The sequence below is a fragment of the Enterobacter sp. CRENT-193 genome (genome assembly GCF_002787395.1).
GTDB lineage: Bacteria > Pseudomonadota > Gammaproteobacteria > Enterobacterales > Enterobacteriaceae > Enterobacter > Enterobacter hormaechei_C.
On sequence record NZ_CP024812.1, the window covers coordinates 2966095 to 2985315 of the forward strand.

Consider the following 19221-nt stretch of genomic DNA (forward strand, 5'->3'; position numbering starts at 1 on the left):
TGTTGTTTTTCAAGAGGTTGTTTATTTTCATTTCCCCTTGCCGCGCATAAATCCCTCAAACCCTCTGTTATTTTACTCACATGATACTCTGGGGCTTGCTGACAGATAACCGAAATGATATTAGTAATTTCGATGCTGACTCAGACGAATGTGCTAAATAATAATCAATTGTTAAATTATCGTGAAAATTCGTTCAACTAAGCCATGTCGTCGCGTTTGGAGCAACAAAATTTCTTATCTGTATGAATTATATCTCTTTTTGTTGATTTCGGCGTAAGCCAGGGTTAGCGCCTTAGTTATGCCAGCCATCGTAAAAGAGAAATGCTTAACAAATTTGCAAAATGTATTGGCGAGAGTTGGCACCATTTGGTACTTTCCGGCCTTATATTTTGCAGCATTAAACAAGTTGATGAGAACTATTTTCATATAGCCCTCACGTAAGATATCCAATGCATCTCTCTGACAGGGGAAAGGTGTAAAGAATCGACGCAAGACCGCCGTACGAGCGGTCAGTAATAATGAAGTCGGTGATAGCAAGAAGTAAAAAAGAACCTGACAGTAGCAAAAAAAACTCCTGCGCTGTACAGGCCCCAACAGGGGATTACACAACTGGCGAAGGCCAGTCATTATAATGAGTGGAGTATCAACACAATGTCCATCATCACAAAAAAAAGTCTGGTAGCGGCGGGGATTTTAACTGCGCTAATCGCGGGCAACGCTGCAATGGCTGCGGACGTTCCTGCTGGTGTTCAGCTGGCTGAGAAGCAAACGCTGGTACGTAATAACGGTGCGGAAGTGCAGTCTCTTGATCCGCACAAAATTGAAGGTGTTCCAGAGTCTAACGTTAACCGCGATCTGTTTGAAGGTCTGCTGGTGACTGACGTAGACGGCCACCCGGCTCCGGGCGTGGCGGAAAAATGGGACAACAAAGATTTTAAAGTCTGGACCTTCCATCTGCGTAAAGATGCCAAATGGTCCGACGGTACGCCGGTTACCGCCGAAGATTTCGTCTATAGCTGGCAGCGTCTGGCGGATCCAAATACCGCCTCCCCGTATGCGAGTTACCTCCAGTATGGCCATATTGCCAATATCGATGACATCATCACGGGTAAAAAGCCAGTAACCGACCTGGGCGTAAAAGCCATCGATGCCAATACCTTTGAAGTGACGTTGAGCGAACCTGTTCCGTACTTCTATAAGCTGCTGGTTCACCCGTCCGTCTCCCCGGTACCAAAATCCGCGGTGGAAAAATTTGGTGAAAAATGGACGCAGCCTGCGAATATCGTGACCAACGGTGCATATAAGCTGAAGGACTGGGTCGTTAACGAACGTATGGTGCTGGAGCGCAACCCGCAGTATTGGGATAATGCGAAGACCGTTATCAATCAGGTCACCTACCTGCCAATCTCTTCTGAAGTGACGGACGTAAACCGCTACCGCAGTGGTGAAATCGACATGACCTATAACAACATGCCGATTGAACTGTTCCAGAAGCTGAAAAAAGAGATCCCGAAAGAAGTTCACGTCGATCCGTATCTGTGCACCTACTATTACGAAATTAACAACCAGAAAGCACCGTTCACCGACGTACGTGTTCGTACCGCACTGAAGCTGGCTCTGGATCGCGACATTATCGTGAATAAAGTGAAGAATCAGGGCGACCTGCCAGCTTACAGCTACACCCCGCCTTACACCGACGGTATGAAGCTGGTTGAACCTGAATGGTTCAAATGGTCCCAGGAAAAACGTAACGAAGAAGCGAAAAAACTGCTGGCTGAAGCTGGCTATACCGCCGACAAGCCGCTGACCTTTAGCCTGCTGTACAACACCTCTGATCTGCATAAAAAACTGGCTATTGCCGTCGCGTCTATCTGGAAGAAAAACCTCGGCGTGAACGTGAAGCTGGAAAACCAGGAATGGAAGACCTTCCTCGATACGCGCCACCAGGGAACCTTTGACGTGGCACGTGCAGGATGGTGTGCGGACTATAACGAACCGACCTCATTCCTGAACACCATGCTGAGCGACAGTTCGAACAACACCGCACACTATAAGAGCCCGGCGTTTGATAAGCTGATTGGCGAAACCCTGAAGGTGGCAGATGACGCCCAGCGCGCCGATCTGTACGCGAAATCAGAACAACAGCTCGATAAAGACTCTGCGATCGTTCCGGTTTACTACTACGTTAACGCCCGCCTGGTGAAACCATGGGTAGGGGGTTATACCGGTAAAGACCCGTTGGATAATATTTCCGTTAAGAATCTTTATATTATCAAGCATTAATGGCAATACGTGGGGCGAGCGAGCTTGCCCCACTGTGTCTATTTTGTAACATTCATCAGGCACACGCCAGAAGGTACGGGCAATGTTGAAATTTATCCTGCGTCGCTGTCTTGAAGCGATTCCAACGTTATTTATTCTAATTACAATTTCCTTCTTCATGATGCGTCTTGCACCGGGCAGTCCTTTTACCGGTGAACGCACGCTTCCGCCAGAAGTTATGGCCAACATCGAAGCGAAATACCATTTAAACGATCCTATCACCACGCAGTACTTCAACTATCTGAAGCAGCTTGCACACGGTGATTTTGGTCCGTCATTTAAATATAAAGACTATTCCGTTAACGACCTGGTGGCGTCCAGCTTCCCGGTATCGGCTAAATTAGGAGCTGCTGCATTTATCCTGGCCGTTGTTCTCGGTGTCACTGCGGGCGTTATCGCCGCGCTTAAACAAAATACCCGATGGGATTACGCCGTAATGGGGGTCGCAATGACCGGGGTGGTTATCCCCAGCTTCGTTGTTGCGCCGTTGCTGGTCATGATATTCGCCATAACCCTGAAATGGCTTCCCGGAGGCGGCTGGAACGGCGGGGCGCTGAAGTTCATGATATTGCCGATGGTGGCATTATCTCTGGCCTACATCGCCAGTATCGCCCGTATTACCCGCGGTTCAATGATTGAAGTCCTGCATTCGAACTTCATCCGTACCGCCCGTGCGAAAGGGCTGCCGATGCGCCGGATTATTTTCCGTCATGCCCTCAAGCCTTCACTGTTACCGGTACTCTCCTATATGGGGCCTGCTTTCGTCGGCATTATCACCGGTTCAATGGTGATTGAAACCATTTATGGCCTGCCGGGCATCGGGCAGCTGTTTGTTAACGGGGCGCTTAACCGTGACTATTCGCTGGTGCTGAGCCTGACGATCCTCGTGGGCGCGCTGACCATTCTGTTTAATGCCGTTGTCGATGTGCTGTATGCCGTTATCGACCCTAAAATCCGTTACTAACTGGAGCACGCCATGATGTTGAGTAAGAAAAACAGCGAGGCGCTGGAAAACTTCAGTGAAAAGCTGGAGGTTGAAGGTCGTAGCCTTTGGCAGGACGCCCGCCGTCGTTTTATGCATAACCGCGCCGCCGTTGCCAGCCTGGTCGTGCTGGTGCTTATTGCGCTGTTTGTCACCCTGGCGCCAATGCTCTCTCAGTTCACCTATTTCGATACGGACTGGGGCATGATGTCCAGCGCGCCGGATATGGAATCCGGGCACTATTTCGGTACCGACTCTTCCGGGCGTGATTTGCTGGTGCGAGTGGCGATTGGCGGCCGTATCTCCCTGATGGTTGGCATCGCGGCGGCGCTGGTGGCGGTGATCGTCGGCACGCTTTACGGTTCGCTTTCCGGATACCTCGGCGGGAAAGTAGACTCCGTGATGATGCGTCTGCTAGAAATCCTGAACTCCTTCCCGTTCATGTTCTTCGTCATTCTGCTGGTGACCTTCTTTGGTCAAAATATCCTGCTGATCTTCGTGGCGATCGGGATGGTGTCCTGGCTGGATATGGCGCGTATTGTGCGCGGCCAGACGCTGAGCCTCAAACGTAAGGAGTTTATCGAAGCCGCACAGGTTGGTGGCGTTTCTACCGCCAATATTGTGGTGCGTCATATCGTTCCTAACGTGCTGGGCGTGGTGGTGGTATACGCCTCCCTGTTGGTGCCAAGTATGATCCTGTTTGAATCTTTCCTGAGCTTCCTGGGATTAGGTACGCAAGAGCCGCTGAGTAGCTGGGGCGCTCTGTTAAGTGATGGCGCAAACTCCATGGAAGTGTCACCGTGGTTACTGCTGTATCCGGCGGGCTTCCTGGTCGTCACCCTGTTCTGTTTCAACTTTATCGGCGATGGCCTGCGTGATGCCCTCGACCCGAAAGACCGTTAAGGAGCGCCGTCATGACTATTATTGAAACGGCAACCGCGCCACAGGCGCAACAGCGGACCAGCGCACTGCTGGACGTTAAAGACCTCCGCGTGACGTTTAAAACCCCCGACGGTGATGTTACTGCCGTTAACGATCTCAACTTCGACCTGCGTGCCGGTGAAACGCTGGGCATTGTGGGCGAATCCGGTTCCGGTAAATCCCAGACCGCATTCGCGCTGATGGGCCTGCTGGCATCAAACGGCGTGATCGGTGGTTCGGCGACGTTTAACGGAAAAGAGATCCTGAATTTGCCGGAACATGAGCTGAATAAGCTGCGCGCCGAGCAGATTTCAATGATTTTCCAGGACCCGATGACGTCCCTGAACCCCTATATGCGTGTGGGCGAACAGCTGATGGAAGTGCTGATGCTCCACAAGGGGCTGGGTAAAGCCGAAGCGTTTGAAGAGTCCGTCAAAATGCTGGATGCGGTGAAAATGCCTGAGGCACGTAAGCGCATGCGCATGTATCCGCACGAATTCTCCGGCGGTATGCGCCAGCGCGTCATGATCGCGATGGCATTGCTTTGTCGGCCAAAACTGCTGATCGCTGATGAACCGACCACCGCTCTGGACGTGACCGTCCAGGCGCAGATCATGACGTTGCTGAACGAGCTGAAGCGCGAGTTCAACACCGCCATCATCATGATCACCCACGATTTAGGCGTCGTTGCCGGGATCTGCGACAAAGTGTTAGTCATGTATGCAGGTCGCACGATGGAATACGGTAATGCCCGCGATGTGTTCTACCAGCCAGCCCATCCGTACTCTATCGGGTTGCTGAATGCCGTACCGCGCCTTGATGCGGAAGGGGAGTCGCTGCTGACTATCCCGGGTAACCCGCCAAACCTGCTGCGTCTGCCAAAAGGCTGTCCGTTCCAGCCGCGTTGTCCGCATGCGATGGAAATCTGTAACAGCGCACCGCCGCTGGAAGCGTTTGTCCCTGGCCGTCTGCGCGCCTGCTTTAAGCCGCTGGAGGAGCTGGTATGAACGCAATCGACGAAAAAAGAAATGTGCTGCTCGAAATCGCTGACCTGAAGGTCCATTTCGATATCAAAGACGGTAAACAGTGGTTCTGGCAGCCTGCCAAAACCCTGAAAGCGGTGGATGGCGTCACGCTACGCCTGTACGAAGGGGAGACCCTGGGCGTGGTGGGTGAATCTGGCTGCGGCAAATCGACATTTGCGCGTGCGATCATCGGCCTGGTTAAAGCCACCGACGGGAAAGTGGCCTGGCTTGGCAAAGATCTGCTGGGGATGAAGCCGGATGAATGGCGCGACGTGCGCAGCGACATCCAGATGATTTTCCAGGATCCGCTGGCGTCCCTGAACCCGCGTATGACCATTGGCGAAATCATTGCCGAGCCGCTGCGCACCTATCATCCGAAGATGCCGCGCCAGGAAGTTCGCGATCGGGTGAAAGCGATGATGCTCAAGGTGGGTCTGTTACCTAACCTCATAAACCGCTACCCACATGAGTTTTCCGGCGGTCAGTGCCAGCGTATCGGTATCGCACGCGCGTTGATCCTTGAACCAAAACTGATTATCTGTGATGAACCGGTTTCGGCGCTGGACGTCTCCATCCAGGCCCAGGTGGTTAACCTGCTACAGAAACTGCAACGGGAAATGGGGCTGTCGCTGATCTTCATCGCCCACGATCTGGCGGTGGTAAAACACATTTCGGACCGTGTGCTGGTCATGTATCTGGGCCACGCCGTGGAGCTGGGTACGTATGATGAGGTGTACCACAATCCGCTGCACCCTTATACCAAAGCGCTGATGTCTGCGGTTCCCGTTCCGGATCCCGATCTGGAAAAAAATAAAACCATTCAGCTTCTGGAAGGTGAACTGCCTTCGCCAATCAACCCGCCTTCAGGCTGCGTATTCCGTACGCGATGCCCAATAGCCGGGCCGGAATGTGCAAAAACACGGCCGGTTCTGGAGGGCAGTTTCCGACATGCGGTTTCCTGCCTGAAAGTAGACCCGTTATAATCGCAAGGGCTGACATGATGTCAGCCCTTATTTTTCGAGGTTAATGTGTCGCGATTATTCACGTCGGCCCGTCAGCGGCTGTATCACCTTTTATTTGATCCTGAGACGGTTTCCGGTCGCCGTTTCGAAGGCCTGTGTGGTTTATTTGCCCTGATTAGCGTCATTATTATCTTTATCGAATCCGGCGCCGGAACGCAGTACCATATGACGTATGAGGAGTGGCACGTTTTCGTCTGGCTGGAATTGATTGTCACGCTGGTGTTTACCGCGGAATATGTGCTGAGGGTCATTAGCTGGCCAAATCCGGCGAAATACGTTTTCAGCTTCTGGGGATTTATTGATTTAGCCACCATCCTGCCGCTGTATGTCATGTGGCTGTGGCCTGAGATCAGCCTGAATTATGTGTTTGCCTGGCGCGCAATGCGGGCGATTCGCGTGTTACGAATTCTCAAACTGCTGCGCTTTATGCCGTCGCTGCGGGTTTTTTGGGTCGCCATTGTCAGCGCTCGCCACCAGCTGATTCTCTTCTATTCGTTTATTGCTATCGTGATGATCGTTTTTGGCTCCCTGATGTATTTAATCGAAGGGCCAAAATACGGGTTTACCACGCTTAATGCGTCTGTTTACTGGGCTATCGTCACGGTGACCACCGTGGGCTATGGCGATATTACCCCGCATACGCCGCTCGGACGTATTGTGGCATCGGTTCTTATACTGATCGGCTATTCAGTAATAGCGATACCAACGGGGTTAATTACCACCCATATGAGCAGCGCCTTCCAGAACAGCAAGCAGCAACGCAAATGTCCGAATTGTCAGCAGGGGAATCATGAACCCGGCGCGCGGTTTTGTCACCGCTGTGGAAATGCCTTACCGGATTAAATAAAAAAGGCTGCGCGGGCAGCCTTTTTTATTATTCGCGCCAGAGAATATGGCACAGTTTGTGGTCTTTCTCGCGGCACAGCAGGACGCGGGCAAAGATGTCGTTAATTTCTCCGCCGTCTTCATCTGCCAGGCCAATCACCACCTCGGCGAAGAAGTCCGGATTGAGGTCAAAATCGACGTGTTCGGCCCAGTCTTCAGACGGATCGAACAGCTCAGCACCGCCACGCTCTTCAAATTGCAGGTTGAAAAGAATGACGTCAGCAGGGTCGAGATTATCGACCGCCAGCTCGAGAAAAATATCGTAGGCCTGTTCGAGCGTTTCGTCTTCGGTCAGGCGATTGTTCAGATCCATTTCCATGATGACTACCTGTTAAACATCGTTGGGCACGTTTTACAGCAACGGGCTAAAGAAGTAAAACAGTCGTTCGGCAATTCGCTGCCACAGCGGACGTTTCGCCCACAGTCTGGCGTCCAGCAGGCGTGAGCGGGAGATATAATCGTCCTGAACCGCTGCCAGATCGCCACCGAACCCGGCGTCATCAATGACCAGCGTAATTTCAAAATTCAGCCACAGACTGCGCATATCGAGGTTAACGGTGCCCACCAGACTCAGCTCTCCGTCCACCAGCACGCTCTTGGTATGTAACAGCCCGCCTTCGAACTGATAAATTTTAACGCCTGCGGCCAGCAGCTCACTAAAGAACGCGCGGCTTGCCCATCCCACCAGCAGCGAATCGTTCTTGCGCGGCATAATAATGCTCACATCCACTCCGCGCTGTGCCGCTGTACAGATGGCATGCAGAAGGTCGTCGCTGGGAACGAAATAGGGCGTGGTCATGATCAGATATTCCCGCGCGGAGTAGGCGGCGGTCAGCAGTGCCTGATGGATCAGATCTTCCGGGAAGCCAGGACCGGATGCGATAGTGTGGATAGTGTGCCCGCTGGCTTCCTCAAACGGCATGATATTGCCATCCGGGGGCGGGGGAAGTATGCGTTTACCGGTTTCAATTTCCCAGTCGCAGGAGTAGACGATACCCATTGAGGTCGCGATCGGTCCCTCCATCCGCGCCATCAGATCGATCCATTGCCCCACGCCGGAATCCTGCTTGAAGAAGCGGGGGTCAACCATGTTCATGCTGCCGGTGTAGGCGATATAGTTATCGATCAGAACCATTTTCCGGTGCTGGCGGAGATCCATGCGGCGCAGAAAGACGCGGAAAAGATTCACTTTCAGCGCCTCGACCACCTCGATACCGGCGTTGCGCATCATGCCTGCCCACGGGCTACGGAAAAAGGCCACGCTGCCGGCGGAGTCCAGCATCAGGCGGCAGTGGATACCGCGACGTGCAGCGGCCATTAGTGATTCGGCGACCTGGTCCGCCATGCCGCCCGGCTGCCAGATATAAAACACCATCTCGATATTATGCCGTGCGAGCTGGATATCACGGATCAGCGCCTGCATCACATCATCGGAAGAGGTCATCAGTTGCAGTTGATTACCTTTTACCCCAGCAATCCCCTGGCGGCGTTCGCACAGCTTGAACAGAGATGCGGCCACGCTGCTGTTCTCTTCAGCGAAGATATGCTTGCAGGCTTTAAGGTCTGCAAGCCATTTCGCCGTGGAGGGCCACATGGCGCGGGCGCGTTCGGCGCGGCGTTTACCCAGATGAAGTTCACCGAAAGAGAGATAGGCGATGATGCCCACCAGCGGCAGAATATAGATAATCAGAAGCCAGGCCATGGCGGAAGGTACCGCTCTGCGTTTCATCAGAATGCGCAACGTCACCCCGGCAATTAACAGCCAGTATCCTAAAATGACCAGCCAACTCACCACGGTGTAGAAGGTTGTCATAAATAAAAAATCCTTTTGAAAGCGTATTGTTATGAGTTTACGCATCAGGATTCATCTGGCAAATAAAAACACCAGATAAAAGCGCTGGTTTGCCGCCTGCTTAGGCATATAATGGCATCTCTGTTAGAGAAAGAGTTGTAGACATGAAGCGCAGTAGAACTGAAGTTGGGCGCTGGCGCATGTTGCGACAGGTGAGTCGTCGTAAGGCTCGTTGGCTGGAAGCACAATCCCGCCGCAATATGCGTATCCACGCCATCAGAAAATGTGGCCTGAACAGACACCGTAACGCGCTGTTGTTCGCGGTCCAGGACATCTGAAAAGCATGAAGGGCACCGTAAAGGTGCCCATTAAACATCCAGGCTATCAATTTTTGCAGTCTCTTCCCATCTGCTTTCCGCGATATACTAAGTCCCCTTAACGTCATGATATTAAAAGATGAATCCTTATCTCTGGATTTTTATTGTACTTTTGGCGCTGGATGCGCTCAGGGAAGATTTAGGACTTTCGTCATTTTCCTCATTGGCAGATTATGTTTTCGCATGCGGAATACATTGGCTTTATTAAAGGAACAAAGGATGAACGGAAAAGTAATGGCAGCACTCTTTGGGATTGCGATATTAAGCGGTTGTGCCAGCAGCAAAACCTCACCCGAACGGCACGCGTTTTATTTCGTGTCGCATCAGTCCAGCTTTACTGGCGGCAATTACACCTCCAGCGTGCAGAAAAATTATCAGCTGAACGTGGCGCAGTTCCGCGAGCTTTATGCCCGGGGCAAAGCTGACCGCGCGGAAGGGCGGACTCAGGCTGAAGCCAGTGAATACGCACAAAGCATTCGCGATCAGCTAAAAGAAAATGCGACGTCTCAGGAATTGTTCGCAGGCAACACGAAGGATAAATGGTCATCGGACATGGACAGTAAAGACGCCATATTATTTGGCAACGAACTGGCCGCGACTTATCTTGATGGCTATAACGGCGTACAATAGCGCAACTGATTAAGGGGATACCGTAATTCCCGGTATCCCCGCTGTTTTTGAGCGAAAGGAGTGAGACGTGTTTGCGGAGTTTGGTGTACTGAATTTCTGGACCTATGTTGTCGGCGCATTTTTTATCGTGCTGGTTCCAGGACCGAACACCTTGTTTGTGCTGAAAACAGGGATTGGCCACGGCGTTAAGAAAGGCTATCTGGCAGCCACCGGTGTGTTTATTGGTGATGCCGTGCTGATGTTTTTGGCCTGGGCGGGCGTCGCCGCGTTGATCCAGACCACTCCGGTATTATTTAATATTGTCCGCTATCTGGGCGCGTTTTATCTGCTGTGGCTGGGCGGGAAAATGCTCTGGTCCGTTATGATGCGTCAAAAAAATGCGCACGAAAGTAGCGCCGAACCGGCAAGCGCAATCCTTAAGCGTTCGCTGGTGCTGAGCCTGACGAACCCGAAAGCGATTCTCTTTTACGTGTCGTTCTTCGTACAGTTCATTGATGTCAATGCGAAGAATACCGGCACGTCGTTCCTGATCCTCGCCACAACGCTTGAGCTGATCAGCTTCATGTACATGAGCTTCCTGATTTTCTCAGGCGCGTTTGTCACGCGTTACCTCAAAACCAAAAAGAAACTGGCGAAGCTGGGGAACGGGCTGATAGGTCTGCTGTTTGTCGGATTTGCGGCGAGGCTGGCGTCGCTGCACTGAATGAAGAAAAGGCTCCTGAGGGAGCCTTTCGTTTCAGAATACTTTTTTATACGGACGAACCGTGACTTTCTCGTACACGCCGGCTGCGACGTACGGGTCTGCTTCTGCCCAGGCCTGCGCGGCTTCAAGAGATTCAAACTCGGCAATCACCGTGGAGCCGGTAAAACCCGCCGCGCCCGGATCGTTGCTGTCAACGGCAGGCATCGGGCCTGCGGTCAGCAACCGACCTTCATCCTGTAGCAACTGTAAACGCGCCAGATGGGCAGGGCGAACGGAAAGACGTTTTTCCAGAGAATCAGGTACATCTTCAGCGTAAATCACGTAAAGCACGGCAAAGCTCCTTAACCGGTAAAAGTGACAATTACGTTATGTGAAAGCACAAATGACTGCAATGTAAAGATAATAACAATGTTAAAACCCTGATCTGGATGCCCCTTTTTTGCCCTCATGTACGCTTAAATTGCGCCAGGACAAAGTGTCTTATTGAATATGATTGCTATTTGCATTTAAAATCAAGGTTCGGTTTTTTAACGTTGATGATTATGACTTCGATGACCCTTGATTTACCTCGCCGCTTTCCATGGCCGACGCTGCTTTCCGTCGTTATTCACGGTGCTGTCGTGGCGGGTCTGCTCTATACCTCGGTTCATCAGGTTATTGAAATGCCGGCGCCAGCGCAGCCAATTTCTGTGACCATGGTATCGCCTGCGGATCTTGAGCCGCCGCAGGTTGCGCCGCCGCCGCCACAGCCCGTTGTTGAACCCGAGCCGGAGCCAGAGCCCGAGCCGGTTCCTGAACCGCCGAAAGAAGCGCCGGTGGTGATCCATAAGCCGGAGCCGAAACCTAAGCCGAAGCCAAAACCCAAGCCGGTCAAAAAGGTTGAAGAACGTCCGAAACGCGAAGTGCGTCCGGTTGAGCCACGCGCCACGCAGCCGGTTGAAAATGCCGCCCCGTCACGTCCGCTGATGAATAACACCACGACCGCGACAAAACCGACGGTAACGGCGCCAGCAGGCCCGCGCGCGCTGAGCCGTAACCAGCCGCAGTACCCGGCACGTGCTCAGGCGTTACGTATTGAAGGGCGTGTACGGGTGAAATTCGACGTTACGGCCGATGGACGTGTCGATAACGTGGAAATCCTGTCCGCACAGCCGGCGAATATGTTTGAACGTGAAGTTAAATCGGCCATGCGCAGGTGGCGCTATGAAGCCGGTAAACCCGGCAATGGGTTGATTGTGAACATTGTCTTCCGCCTGAACGGCGGGGCACAGATGGAATAAAAGAAGCCTCCGCAAGGAGGCTTTTTTTTACCTGAGGATCAGCTCCGTGGAAGCTGGCGGGGCTTACCGTCGCTATCCACCGCCACATAGATGAACAATGCCTCCGTCGCCTTATAGCGCTGACCAATCGGTTCAGAAGAGACTTTTTTCACCCAGACTTCAATGTTGATGGAGACAGACGTATTGCCGCGTTTTACGCAGCGTGCATAACAGCACACCACGTCCCCCACCGCGACAGGACGCAGGAAGGTCATGCCATCGACCCGGACGGTTACCACGCGCCCGTGTGCAATCTCTTTTGCCAGGATTGCACCGCCCATATCCATCTGCGACATCAACCAGCCGCCAAAAATATCGCCATTGGCATTCGTATCCGCAGGCATTGCCAGTGTGCGTAAAACCAGTTCGCCCTGTGGGGCGTCATTTGTTGTCATTGTTTTTAAACTCGTAACTGAAGACTTCAGGCGGGATGCTACTATGATTTCTGGCTGGAGAGAATAGGGTTAGCGCCCGCAGAGCAGGCGCCTTAGGGTCAGAAGGACAGGGTCACGCCTGCGTAATACGCACGGCCTGGTTCGTTATAGGTCGATGCACCGTCATTTTCACGGTAAATCTGCTTGTCAAAGAGGTTGCTGATGCCGGCATTCAGGCGCAGGTTTTTGGTCAGCTGATAGTTACTGCCGATACCCACGATGGAATACGCGCCGATCTCTCTGTTGGACATCGCATTTTCCTCTTTGCGGATTTCAGCGTTTTCTCTGGGCTTCTGGCGGCCGTACATCGTCCAGCTTACGTTGGCTGAAAGCTTGCTGTTAACCTCCCAGTCCAGCATGGTGTTGACGGTATATTTGGGGATAATCGACAACGGATTACCGGTGTCTTTACTTTCAGACTGAATCATATACGTCGCATTAGTACGCCAGGTTAGCGTGTCGCGAATAACAGGGACGGTGAGGTTGCCTTCCAGCCCTTCAACAACGGCCTTACCGCCGTTCTCCCATTGCAGGATATTTGCGCCGCTGCTTGTCTGGCCCAGCACGTCCGTTCCTGAAACGATCTTGTTTTTGTAATCGTTGCGGAACCAGGTTATGCCCGCCTCGTAGCCTTCCAGCGCAAAGGCCAGGCCAATCTCTTTGTTCACGCTGATTTCAGGATCCAGATCCGGGTTACCTAACAGGTAACAGCTTCCTTCGGAAACGTTGTTCGGGCAGCCATTACCGCGGGTGGAAAGCAGATAGCCTTCGCTGGATTGATACAGATTTGGCGCTTTAAATACCCGAGCGATACCCGCTTTAACCTTGAACATGTCACCCAAATCCTGGGAGACGTTCAGGCTAGGGCTCCAGTTGCTGCCGAACTGATTGTGATAATCAAAGCGGAGCCCTGGGATCAGGTTGGTGCCCTGACGCGCTTCAATATTGTCCTCAAGATAGATGCCGGTGAGGTCAGCGCTGTTTTTGCTGTTGCGCTCAGAAGCCGTACCGGGAACGCCGTTAATCACTTCTCCCGACACATTTGTCGCCTGCATTGAGGCCGGATCGTTCAGTTCATCACGGTTCCATTCTGCACCCACGGTTAGCGTCTGTTCGACCAGCCAGAAGAAAGGAATGTTCAGCTCACCCGTTGAACGGTATGACTCCAGCCGGCTGGTATCGTATTTATCGCTATTGATCATCCCCTCAACTTTGCCCGTAGAGCCTTCTTCCAGGCGGGTGTTGTTGGTCTTTTCATAATAGACACCGAACTTTGACTGACCCCAGTCCCAGATGCCGTTGTGCGTAATGCCATAAGACTGGCGGTACATTCGGTTGGTTTCGTGTCCATACAGGGACGACACCAGACCGTCAGGGCTGACGTTGCTGTTGCTGTATTGAGTATCACCCGCGTAGATATTGCCCTGGCGGCTGTAGCTGTAGTCGAAATCGATAATCTGCTGTGGCGTGAGTTTCCAGGAGAGCAGGGCATTGATGTCCTTGTTGCGCACGCCTTCACGTCCGGCGGCGTAAGAGCCATTTTGCGCGGTGTTGATGTCCTGAGCATCTGCGTCAGTTTTATTGATATTCCCGTACAGGCGCATCGTTAACGCATCGCCCGCAAGAGGGCCGCTCAGATCAAAATTAGCGCGTTTCGTCGCCCCCTCTTTATCATTTTCAGGCTGGTTAGTGTACAGGGAGAGCGAGCCGTGCCAGTCGTTGGTCGGGCGTTTGGTAATGATGTTGACGACGCCGCCGGCCGCCCCCGAACCATAGCGGGCGGCAGCAGGTCCCCGGAGCACTTCAATGCGCTCAACCATCTCTGGCGGAACCCAGTTAGTATCCCCGCGGGTGTCGCGCTCCCCGCGCCAGCTGTAGCGCACCGAGTTACGTGACGTCACCGGCACACCGTCAATCAGAATCAGCGTGTTCTCCGGCCCCATACCGCGGATATCGATCTGGCGGTTGTTGCCGCGGCTGCCTGTCGCGCTGTTTCCGGTGAGGTTAACCCCGGGCATTTTGCGAATAATTTCTGAAAGATCGTTAACCGGTGGATCCTTTTCTATGTCCTTTGCCGTGATGATGGAAACCCCCGGCTGTTGCTTCAGCGCCTCTTCAGCGGTGGCCTGAACAACCATTGTTTCACCATCGGCGAGAGGATCTTCCGCTGCGTGCGCGCTCTGGTATAGCGTTGAAAAAATGGCGAGCGTAAGTGTAGCCGGGGCAAATCTTATTATGTTATTCATCAACTCATTTCCATTTGTTAAAAATGCGATGACGAATATTAATGATAGTCATTCTCATTACAATAAAGTGACAGCAATCTCCATAAAATCTTCATGATTCAGACATTTTCGCAGGAAGGATGTAGAGAAAAGAGAAGGCGGGAAAAGAGGCCAGACCGCGTGGCGATCTGGCCAGAAGGATCAGTGCTTGTCATCCTGCGGCATGTGGCGATAAATATAAACGCCGCTGAGCAGGGTGAAGATAAGAGTCAGCGCCGTCAGGCCAAACACCTTGAAGTTGACCCAGATATTCTGCGGGAGCCAGAATGCGATATAGATATTCGCCAGACCACACAGAATAAAAAATAGCGCCCAGGCGATATTCAGACGCCCCCACACAGCCTGCGGCAGGGTCAGTTCTTTCCCCAGCATGCGCTGGATCAGCGGCTTCTTCATCACCCACTGGCTGATGAGGAGTGCGCCCGCAAACAGGCCGTAAATCACCGTGACCTTCCATTTGATAAATTCATCATTGTGGAAGAACAACGTCAGGCCACCAAACACCGCCACCATCAGGAAGGTGATGAGCGCCATCTTTTCAACTTTGCGATAGCGAACCCAGCTGTAAATCAGCACCACAGCCGTTGCCACAATCAGCGCCAGCGTGCCGGCATAAATGTCGTACAGCTTATAAAAAGCGAAAAATACGATCAGCGGTAAAAAATCAAGAAACTGCTTCATTCTGCGATCCCAGTTACTGACGAATTAACATGTACAGGCGGAACAAATAGACCAGCAGCACGGCTGAAATCAGATTGCTCAGCGTATTGGCGACAACCGCTCCGACGTTTGGCGTTAACACCGCAAAATTCGGCGCAAACAGCAACAGCAGAGTCTTGGCCAGCAGCCAGCTGATAACGGCCGGGGCGACCAGTCGCATATTGGCCCATGCGAGCCTGATGCTGCTGCGCATGGCGGTGAAAATGCCCAGTTTGTCCTGCACAACCATTACTGGCGCGAATGAAAGCACGATAGCCAGCAGCACGCCCGGAACGACCACCAACATGATCCCCATCTGGACCAGCAGCGTGGTCAGGAAGATGAGGATAAACAGCTTTGGCAGCACCGGAGCACTGGCCCCGATTGCACGTAACGCGCTGACGCGTTGGCCAGCAGATACCAGTTGGATCATCAGCAACACGCCACCCGCCAGAATGGCGTTGCCAATCAGACCCGAGAAGGTAGATGCCGCAGATGCGCGCAGCAAGATTTGCTGTTGCTCAGGCGTCATATTCTGCACAAGGTCAAACAACCCTGCGCTGCCTGCAAGATGATCCCCCTGGCTCAGCGTGGCAATCTGTTCATCACTGGGTGAGAACGCATGACCCAGCACCACCGTAATAAAGGCGCACAACAACGCGATCAGTAAAAAGGTAATGAACTGATTGCGGAAAAAATTTCCCGTGTCACGGTAGACAGACTTCGCCGTGATAGACATGCACTCTCCTTGAGTATTGCAGGTGTTAATTAGCCGGCAATTGTACACCGGATAACACGCTGGTGGCAGCATCAAGGCTTGTATGGAAAAGCATATCTTTGTAAAGCGGCGGTAATCCATAGCGGGCGCGGGCGCGATTGCATGCCTCATTGACCTGCCCATCCTCTCCCGACATCGCGAAAGTGCGACACGGGCTGGGGCGATCCGCGTAAATGGAGCAGCGGGTGGATACCCCAGGTTCACCTTCCAGTGCCACACAGCGGCTCTGTTTTTGGTTGGTGCCGCGCATACAGCGCAGAAAAGGGGTTAAGGGTTCGGTGAGATCAACCGGAACGGTGCCGCCGCCATCGCTGGCTTCAGCCCAGTAGAAAGAGACTCGAAAATACGCACAACAGGCTCCGCACGTCATGCACGGGTTATGATCACTCATGGCACACCTGCAAAAGTAGAACGCATCAAATCACATTGTGAGAGCGATAAATTATCCAGCCGCTACAGGAAGCGCAAGAGAGGGAAAACAGAAAATTTTGTAACCATGAAATGCCAAAAATTGACGCGGTAACAACTTATTGCTTTATGAGGTGTCACCAAAAATTAACCTAGATCAATGAATGTTAACTTACTGGTTTTAATGTGATCTGTGTTAGATCACTTATTACTCATTTGTGAGTATATTCTCCTCCGCAATTAAAACCACAACGATGGAGCGGATATGAAAAAATTAGCGGTGGCAGCCCTTATCTTAAGCAGTCTCTCTGGCGGCGCTTACGCGCATGAAGCAGGTGAATTCTTTATTCGTGCCGGTTCGGCAACGGTACGTCCAACGGAAGGGTCCGACAATGTGCTGGGTATGGGCGGGTTTAACGTCAGCAATAACACCCAGTTAGGCCTGACGTTTACGTATATGGCAACGGATAACATTGGCGTCGAGCTTTTAGCCGCCACGCCATTCCGTCACCGCGTCGGTTTAGGACCGACCGGGGACATTGCCACGGTGCACCATTTGCCACCAACGCTGATGGCGCAGTGGTACTTCGGAGATTCCAGCAGCAAAGTGCGCCCTTATATTGGTGCAGGCGTTAACTACACCACCTTCTTTGATGAGAAATTTAACGATACCGGTAAAGAGGCCGGGCTCTCCGATCTCAGCCTGAAAGACTCGTGGGGCATGGCGGGACAGGTTGGTCTGGATTATCTGATTAATCGTGACTGGCTGATCAACGCCTCTGTCTGGTATATGGACATTGATACGGACGTGCGCTTTAAAGCTGGCGGGCAGCAGCAAAGTATCAATACCCGTCTGGATCCGTGGGTATTTATGTTCTCAGCAGGCTATCGTTTCTGACAGAAGATATATCCCCTGTCAGCCGGTGATTGCTGTATGGTGGTTGTTCCACACACCTGTCTGGAGGGGATATCCCCAACATCAAATTTGAGTGTCCGGTTTGTGCAGGTAAACAGTTTCAGTTCACGACGTTCAGCCCAGCACATAGCCTACCTCACGGTGCTATCTGTTCCGTTTGCGGAACACGTCTCACCATTCATTCATGCCTGCCGAAGCTCAGACGACGACGGTGGCCAAAGCCAGTAAACTAGAAAAGGCCTCTGAGAGGCCTTTTTCGATCGTGAAATCACTTCTGAATTAAATAACGAATGGTTGGTCCGTCCTGCTGGATATCCAGCACGGTATAGCCGTGATTTTTGGCATCAAGCGGAATGTTATTGATCGACTGGGGGCAATCGCTCACCACTTCCAGAATTTCACCTTTCTTTAGCTGCGGTAGCGCTTCAAGCGTGGCGACGGCCGGGTAAGGGCAAGGTTCACCCACCATATCGAGACGATAATCAGGCACGATCTCTTTCATGCGGCATTCTCCTGAGTTTCAGTTTTGGCGGTGGCGCGTCGGAAGAAGCGCTTCTCTTGTGCAACAACCAGTAAGAAGGCGATGAGCAGCAGGGCATAGGTCACCAGGAGCCCCCCGAGTGGACCGAAGGTTTTCAGCAGGTTGACCTTGTCCCAGTTTGTTGCCAGCACCGGAGAGACGTCATCCCAGTAGCAGGCCAGAAGGGTAGAGCCAATCACGTTACCCAGACCCACCCACCAGTAATGCACCTGGCCTTCCACAGCGCGATACATCCAGCCGGTTTCACACCCGCCCGCCAGCACGATGCCAAAGCCAAACAGCAGCCCGCCAATCACGGCATTTGGGCCCGCCCACATAATTTTTGGCTCCACGCCGAGCTGAACATAGCTGAAGATGCCAATTGCGCTCACGGCCATGCCGGCAATGATCGCCTTCGCCATCATGGTGCGTCCGGTGATCCACATATCGCGAAACGCGGAGGTAAAGCAGATCTGCGCGCGTTCAATCAGCAGACCAAAGCCGACGCCGAACAGCATGGCCAGACCGAGTTTGGGCTGATTCATTGCCGTGCAAATCGCCCAGGCAACCATAGCAAAAAAGACCAGCATACCGAGGCGGAAACGACGACGCGCCTGATCGGGTTTTTGCGTTAACGGAGAGGCAGCGCTAACTTTCGTCATTTTCACCGGAATGCGGAACAGCGGCAGCAGGGTGAATTTAGCACCGAAGTAGGAGCCGATGGCGGTGGCGACGGCAAAGAACCAGGCATGCAGCGAGAACTGCGGAATGCCGGTAAAGAACGCGGCCAGATTACAGCCCATCGCCAGACGAGCGCCAAACCCGGCAATGATGCCGCCGACCACGGCCTGCATAATGCGGATGCGGCTTTTCGGCATGCGCAACTTAACGTTGTTGGCCCACAGCGCGGCCGCAAAACAGCCGCCGAACATGCCAATGATCATCATTCCGTCGATGCGGGTCAGCGGTGTGCCCTCAAGATGGATCAGTTTGAAGTAGCCCCACTCTTCGGCATGGACGCCTGCCAGCTGTAATAGCTGCCCACCCCAGCGGGTAAACTCGCCCGTAACAGCCCAGAAGGTGCCGGTAATACCGAAATAATAGGTAGAGAGAATGCCTGCCGCGATAACGGCCGGAACAGGTGACCAGAACTTAACCAGGTAAGTCTGTTTGAAGGAATACCATGACATGAATAACCTCTGA

General features: G+C 52.7%; 21 protein-coding genes and 1 pseudogene. 12 read left to right on the plus strand and 10 right to left on the minus strand.

Features of this window, described 5'->3' with window-relative positions:
• Nucleotides 1–651 precede the first annotated feature (651 nt).
• The 6 genes and pseudogenes from oppA to CU081_RS14855 all read left to right on the plus strand — a co-directional run bounded on the left by oppA (nucleotide 652) and on the right by CU081_RS14855 (nucleotide 7115).
• Nucleotides 652–2283, plus strand: coding sequence for an oligopeptide ABC transporter substrate-binding protein OppA (gene oppA, locus CU081_RS14830; protein ID WP_003856736.1), 1632 nt, complete (start codon nucleotides 652–654; stop codon nucleotides 2281–2283).
• A gap of 82 nt (nucleotides 2284–2365) precedes the next feature.
• The gene (gene oppB / locus CU081_RS14835) at nucleotides 2366–3286 is read left to right on the plus strand and encodes an oligopeptide ABC transporter permease OppB (protein WP_022651360.1); all 921 of its coding nucleotides are present in this window, start codon (nucleotides 2366–2368) and stop codon (nucleotides 3284–3286) included.
• A 12-nt stretch (nucleotides 3287–3298) separates the two neighbouring features.
• Nucleotides 3299–4207, plus strand: coding sequence for an oligopeptide ABC transporter permease OppC (gene oppC, locus CU081_RS14840; RefSeq protein WP_003856740.1), 909 nt, complete (start codon nucleotides 3299–3301; stop codon nucleotides 4205–4207).
• Nucleotides 4208–4218: 11 nt separating this feature from the next.
• A complete protein-coding gene (locus CU081_RS14845; RefSeq protein WP_003856742.1) occupies nucleotides 4219–5232 on the plus strand; it encodes an ABC transporter ATP-binding protein in 1014 nt (337 codons plus the stop codon).
• A complete protein-coding gene (gene oppF / locus CU081_RS14850) occupies nucleotides 5229–6233 on the plus strand; it encodes a murein tripeptide/oligopeptide ABC transporter ATP-binding protein OppF (RefSeq protein ID WP_003856743.1) in 1005 nt (334 codons plus the stop codon). The genes CU081_RS14845 and oppF overlap by 4 nt, the downstream gene beginning before the upstream one ends.
• A gap of 14 nt (nucleotides 6234–6247) precedes the next feature.
• Nucleotides 6248–7115, plus strand: a pseudogene (locus CU081_RS14855) (ion transporter).
• 31 nt (nucleotides 7116–7146) lie between these two features.
• On the opposite strand, the gene CU081_RS14860 reads toward CU081_RS14855, so the two are convergent.
• Together CU081_RS14860 and cls are read right to left on the minus strand one after the other, a co-directional pair.
• Nucleotides 7147–7476: an HI1450 family dsDNA-mimic protein gene (locus CU081_RS14860; protein ID WP_006810881.1), complete on the minus strand. Its 330-nt coding sequence runs from the start codon at nucleotides 7474–7476 to the stop codon at nucleotides 7147–7149.
• Between the two features lie 33 nt (nucleotides 7477–7509).
• Nucleotides 7510–8970: a cardiolipin synthase gene (gene cls / locus CU081_RS14865; RefSeq protein ID WP_003856750.1), complete on the minus strand. Its 1461-nt coding sequence runs from the start codon at nucleotides 8968–8970 to the stop codon at nucleotides 7510–7512.
• Between the two features lie 143 nt (nucleotides 8971–9113).
• On the opposite strand from cls, the gene CU081_RS14870 reads away from it, so the two are divergent.
• The 4 genes from CU081_RS14870 to leuE all read left to right on the plus strand — a co-directional run bounded on the left by CU081_RS14870 (nucleotide 9114) and on the right by leuE (nucleotide 10659).
• On the plus strand, nucleotides 9114–9287 hold the full coding sequence (locus tag CU081_RS14870; protein WP_017384232.1) for a YciY family protein: 174 nt from the start codon (nucleotides 9114–9116) through the stop codon (nucleotides 9285–9287).
• A gap of 118 nt (nucleotides 9288–9405) precedes the next feature.
• Nucleotides 9406–9534: a KPN_01571 family protein gene (locus CU081_RS26850; protein ID WP_210911827.1), complete on the plus strand. Its 129-nt coding sequence runs from the start codon at nucleotides 9406–9408 to the stop codon at nucleotides 9532–9534.
• An 11-nt stretch (nucleotides 9535–9545) separates the two neighbouring features.
• Entirely contained in the window at nucleotides 9546–9956 is a 411-nt protein-coding gene (locus CU081_RS14875) for an Exc2 family lipoprotein (RefSeq protein ID WP_003856751.1), read from the plus strand.
• Between the two features lie 67 nt (nucleotides 9957–10023).
• A complete protein-coding gene (gene leuE, locus CU081_RS14880; protein WP_022651359.1) occupies nucleotides 10024–10659 on the plus strand; it encodes a leucine efflux protein LeuE in 636 nt (211 codons plus the stop codon).
• A 33-nt stretch (nucleotides 10660–10692) separates the two neighbouring features.
• Here leuE and CU081_RS14885 read toward each other — a convergent pair whose 3' ends face one another.
• Complete coding sequence (locus CU081_RS14885; protein ID WP_003856755.1) at nucleotides 10693–10989, minus strand: YciI family protein; 297 nt, start codon at nucleotides 10987–10989, stop codon at nucleotides 10693–10695.
• Nucleotides 10990–11210: 221 nt separating this feature from the next.
• On the opposite strand from CU081_RS14885, the gene tonB reads away from it, so the two are divergent.
• A complete protein-coding gene (gene tonB, locus CU081_RS14890; RefSeq protein ID WP_017384230.1) occupies nucleotides 11211–11939 on the plus strand; it encodes a TonB system transport protein TonB in 729 nt (242 codons plus the stop codon).
• A 38-nt stretch (nucleotides 11940–11977) separates the two neighbouring features.
• On the opposite strand, the gene yciA is transcribed toward tonB, so the two are convergent.
• The 5 genes from yciA to CU081_RS14915 all read right to left on the minus strand — a co-directional run bounded on the left by yciA (nucleotide 11978) and on the right by CU081_RS14915 (nucleotide 16565).
• Entirely contained in the window at nucleotides 11978–12373 is a 396-nt protein-coding gene (gene yciA, locus CU081_RS14895; protein WP_003856759.1) for an acyl-CoA thioester hydrolase YciA, read from the minus strand.
• A gap of 98 nt (nucleotides 12374–12471) precedes the next feature.
• Nucleotides 12472–14658, minus strand: coding sequence for a TonB-dependent siderophore receptor (locus tag CU081_RS14900; protein ID WP_022651358.1), 2187 nt, complete (start codon nucleotides 14656–14658; stop codon nucleotides 12472–12474).
• Nucleotides 14659–14838: 180 nt separating this feature from the next.
• Nucleotides 14839–15378, minus strand: a complete 540-nt coding sequence (locus tag CU081_RS14905) for a septation protein A (protein WP_003856762.1) — start codon at nucleotides 15376–15378, stop codon at nucleotides 14839–14841.
• A gap of 13 nt (nucleotides 15379–15391) precedes the next feature.
• Entirely contained in the window at nucleotides 15392–16135 is a 744-nt protein-coding gene (locus tag CU081_RS14910; protein ID WP_003856765.1) for a YciC family protein, read from the minus strand.
• Between the two features lie 25 nt (nucleotides 16136–16160).
• The gene (locus CU081_RS14915) at nucleotides 16161–16565 is read right to left on the minus strand and encodes a YkgJ family cysteine cluster protein (RefSeq protein ID WP_003856766.1); all 405 of its coding nucleotides are present in this window, start codon (nucleotides 16563–16565) and stop codon (nucleotides 16161–16163) included.
• A gap of 282 nt (nucleotides 16566–16847) precedes the next feature.
• Here CU081_RS14915 and ompW point away from each other — a divergent pair, with 282 nt between their 5' ends.
• Entirely contained in the window at nucleotides 16848–17480 is a 633-nt protein-coding gene (ompW, locus tag CU081_RS14920; RefSeq protein WP_003856769.1) for an outer membrane protein OmpW, read from the plus strand.
• Nucleotides 17481–17766: 286 nt separating this feature from the next.
• Here ompW and yedF read toward each other — a convergent pair whose 3' ends face one another.
• Both yedF and yedE read right to left on the minus strand, forming a co-directional pair.
• On the minus strand, nucleotides 17767–18000 hold the full coding sequence (gene yedF / locus CU081_RS14925; protein ID WP_003856774.1) for a sulfurtransferase-like selenium metabolism protein YedF: 234 nt from the start codon (nucleotides 17998–18000) through the stop codon (nucleotides 17767–17769).
• Nucleotides 17997–19208: a selenium metabolism membrane protein YedE/FdhT gene (gene yedE / locus CU081_RS14930; RefSeq protein WP_022651357.1), complete on the minus strand. Its 1212-nt coding sequence runs from the start codon at nucleotides 19206–19208 to the stop codon at nucleotides 17997–17999. The genes yedF and yedE overlap by 4 nt, the downstream gene beginning before the upstream one ends.
• Between the last annotated feature and the right edge of the window lie 13 nt (nucleotides 19209–19221).

Excerpts from the sequence above, each read along its gene's own strand:
- yciA (WP_003856759.1), bottom strand. The coding sequence starts at position 12,373 with ATGACAACAAATGACGCCCCACAGGGCGAACTGGTTTTACGCACACTG.
- CU081_RS14915 (WP_003856766.1), bottom strand. The coding sequence starts at position 16,565 with ATGAGTGATCATAACCCGTGCATGACGTGCGGAGCCTGTTGTGCGTAT.
- tonB (WP_017384230.1), top strand. The coding sequence starts at position 11,211 with ATGACCCTTGATTTACCTCGCCGCTTTCCATGGCCGACGCTGCTTTCC.
- oppB (WP_022651360.1), top strand. The coding sequence starts at position 2,366 with ATGTTGAAATTTATCCTGCGTCGCTGTCTTGAAGCGATTCCAACGTTA.
- CU081_RS14860 (WP_006810881.1), bottom strand. The coding sequence starts at position 7,476 with ATGGAAATGGATCTGAACAATCGCCTGACCGAAGACGAAACGCTCGAA.
- CU081_RS14870 (WP_017384232.1), top strand. The coding sequence starts at position 9,114 with ATGAAGCGCAGTAGAACTGAAGTTGGGCGCTGGCGCATGTTGCGACAG.
- CU081_RS26850 (WP_210911827.1), top strand. The coding sequence starts at position 9,406 with ATGAATCCTTATCTCTGGATTTTTATTGTACTTTTGGCGCTGGATGCG.
- CU081_RS14875 (WP_003856751.1), top strand. The coding sequence starts at position 9,546 with ATGAACGGAAAAGTAATGGCAGCACTCTTTGGGATTGCGATATTAAGC.
- cls (WP_003856750.1), bottom strand. The coding sequence starts at position 8,970 with ATGACAACCTTCTACACCGTGGTGAGTTGGCTGGTCATTTTAGGATAC.
- CU081_RS14905 (WP_003856762.1), bottom strand. The coding sequence starts at position 15,378 with ATGAAGCAGTTTCTTGATTTTTTACCGCTGATCGTATTTTTCGCTTTT.
- CU081_RS14900 (WP_022651358.1), bottom strand. The coding sequence starts at position 14,658 with ATGAATAACATAATAAGATTTGCCCCGGCTACACTTACGCTCGCCATT.
- yedE (WP_022651357.1), bottom strand. The coding sequence starts at position 19,208 with ATGTCATGGTATTCCTTCAAACAGACTTACCTGGTTAAGTTCTGGTCA.
- ompW (WP_003856769.1), top strand. The coding sequence starts at position 16,848 with ATGAAAAAATTAGCGGTGGCAGCCCTTATCTTAAGCAGTCTCTCTGGC.
- oppF (WP_003856743.1), top strand. The coding sequence starts at position 5,229 with ATGAACGCAATCGACGAAAAAAGAAATGTGCTGCTCGAAATCGCTGAC.
- CU081_RS14910 (WP_003856765.1), bottom strand. The coding sequence starts at position 16,135 with ATGTCTATCACGGCGAAGTCTGTCTACCGTGACACGGGAAATTTTTTC.
- yedF (WP_003856774.1), bottom strand. The coding sequence starts at position 18,000 with ATGAAAGAGATCGTGCCTGATTATCGTCTCGATATGGTGGGTGAACCT.
- oppC (WP_003856740.1), top strand. The coding sequence starts at position 3,299 with ATGATGTTGAGTAAGAAAAACAGCGAGGCGCTGGAAAACTTCAGTGAA.
- CU081_RS14845 (WP_003856742.1), top strand. The coding sequence starts at position 4,219 with ATGACTATTATTGAAACGGCAACCGCGCCACAGGCGCAACAGCGGACC.
- oppA (WP_003856736.1), top strand. The coding sequence starts at position 652 with ATGTCCATCATCACAAAAAAAAGTCTGGTAGCGGCGGGGATTTTAACT.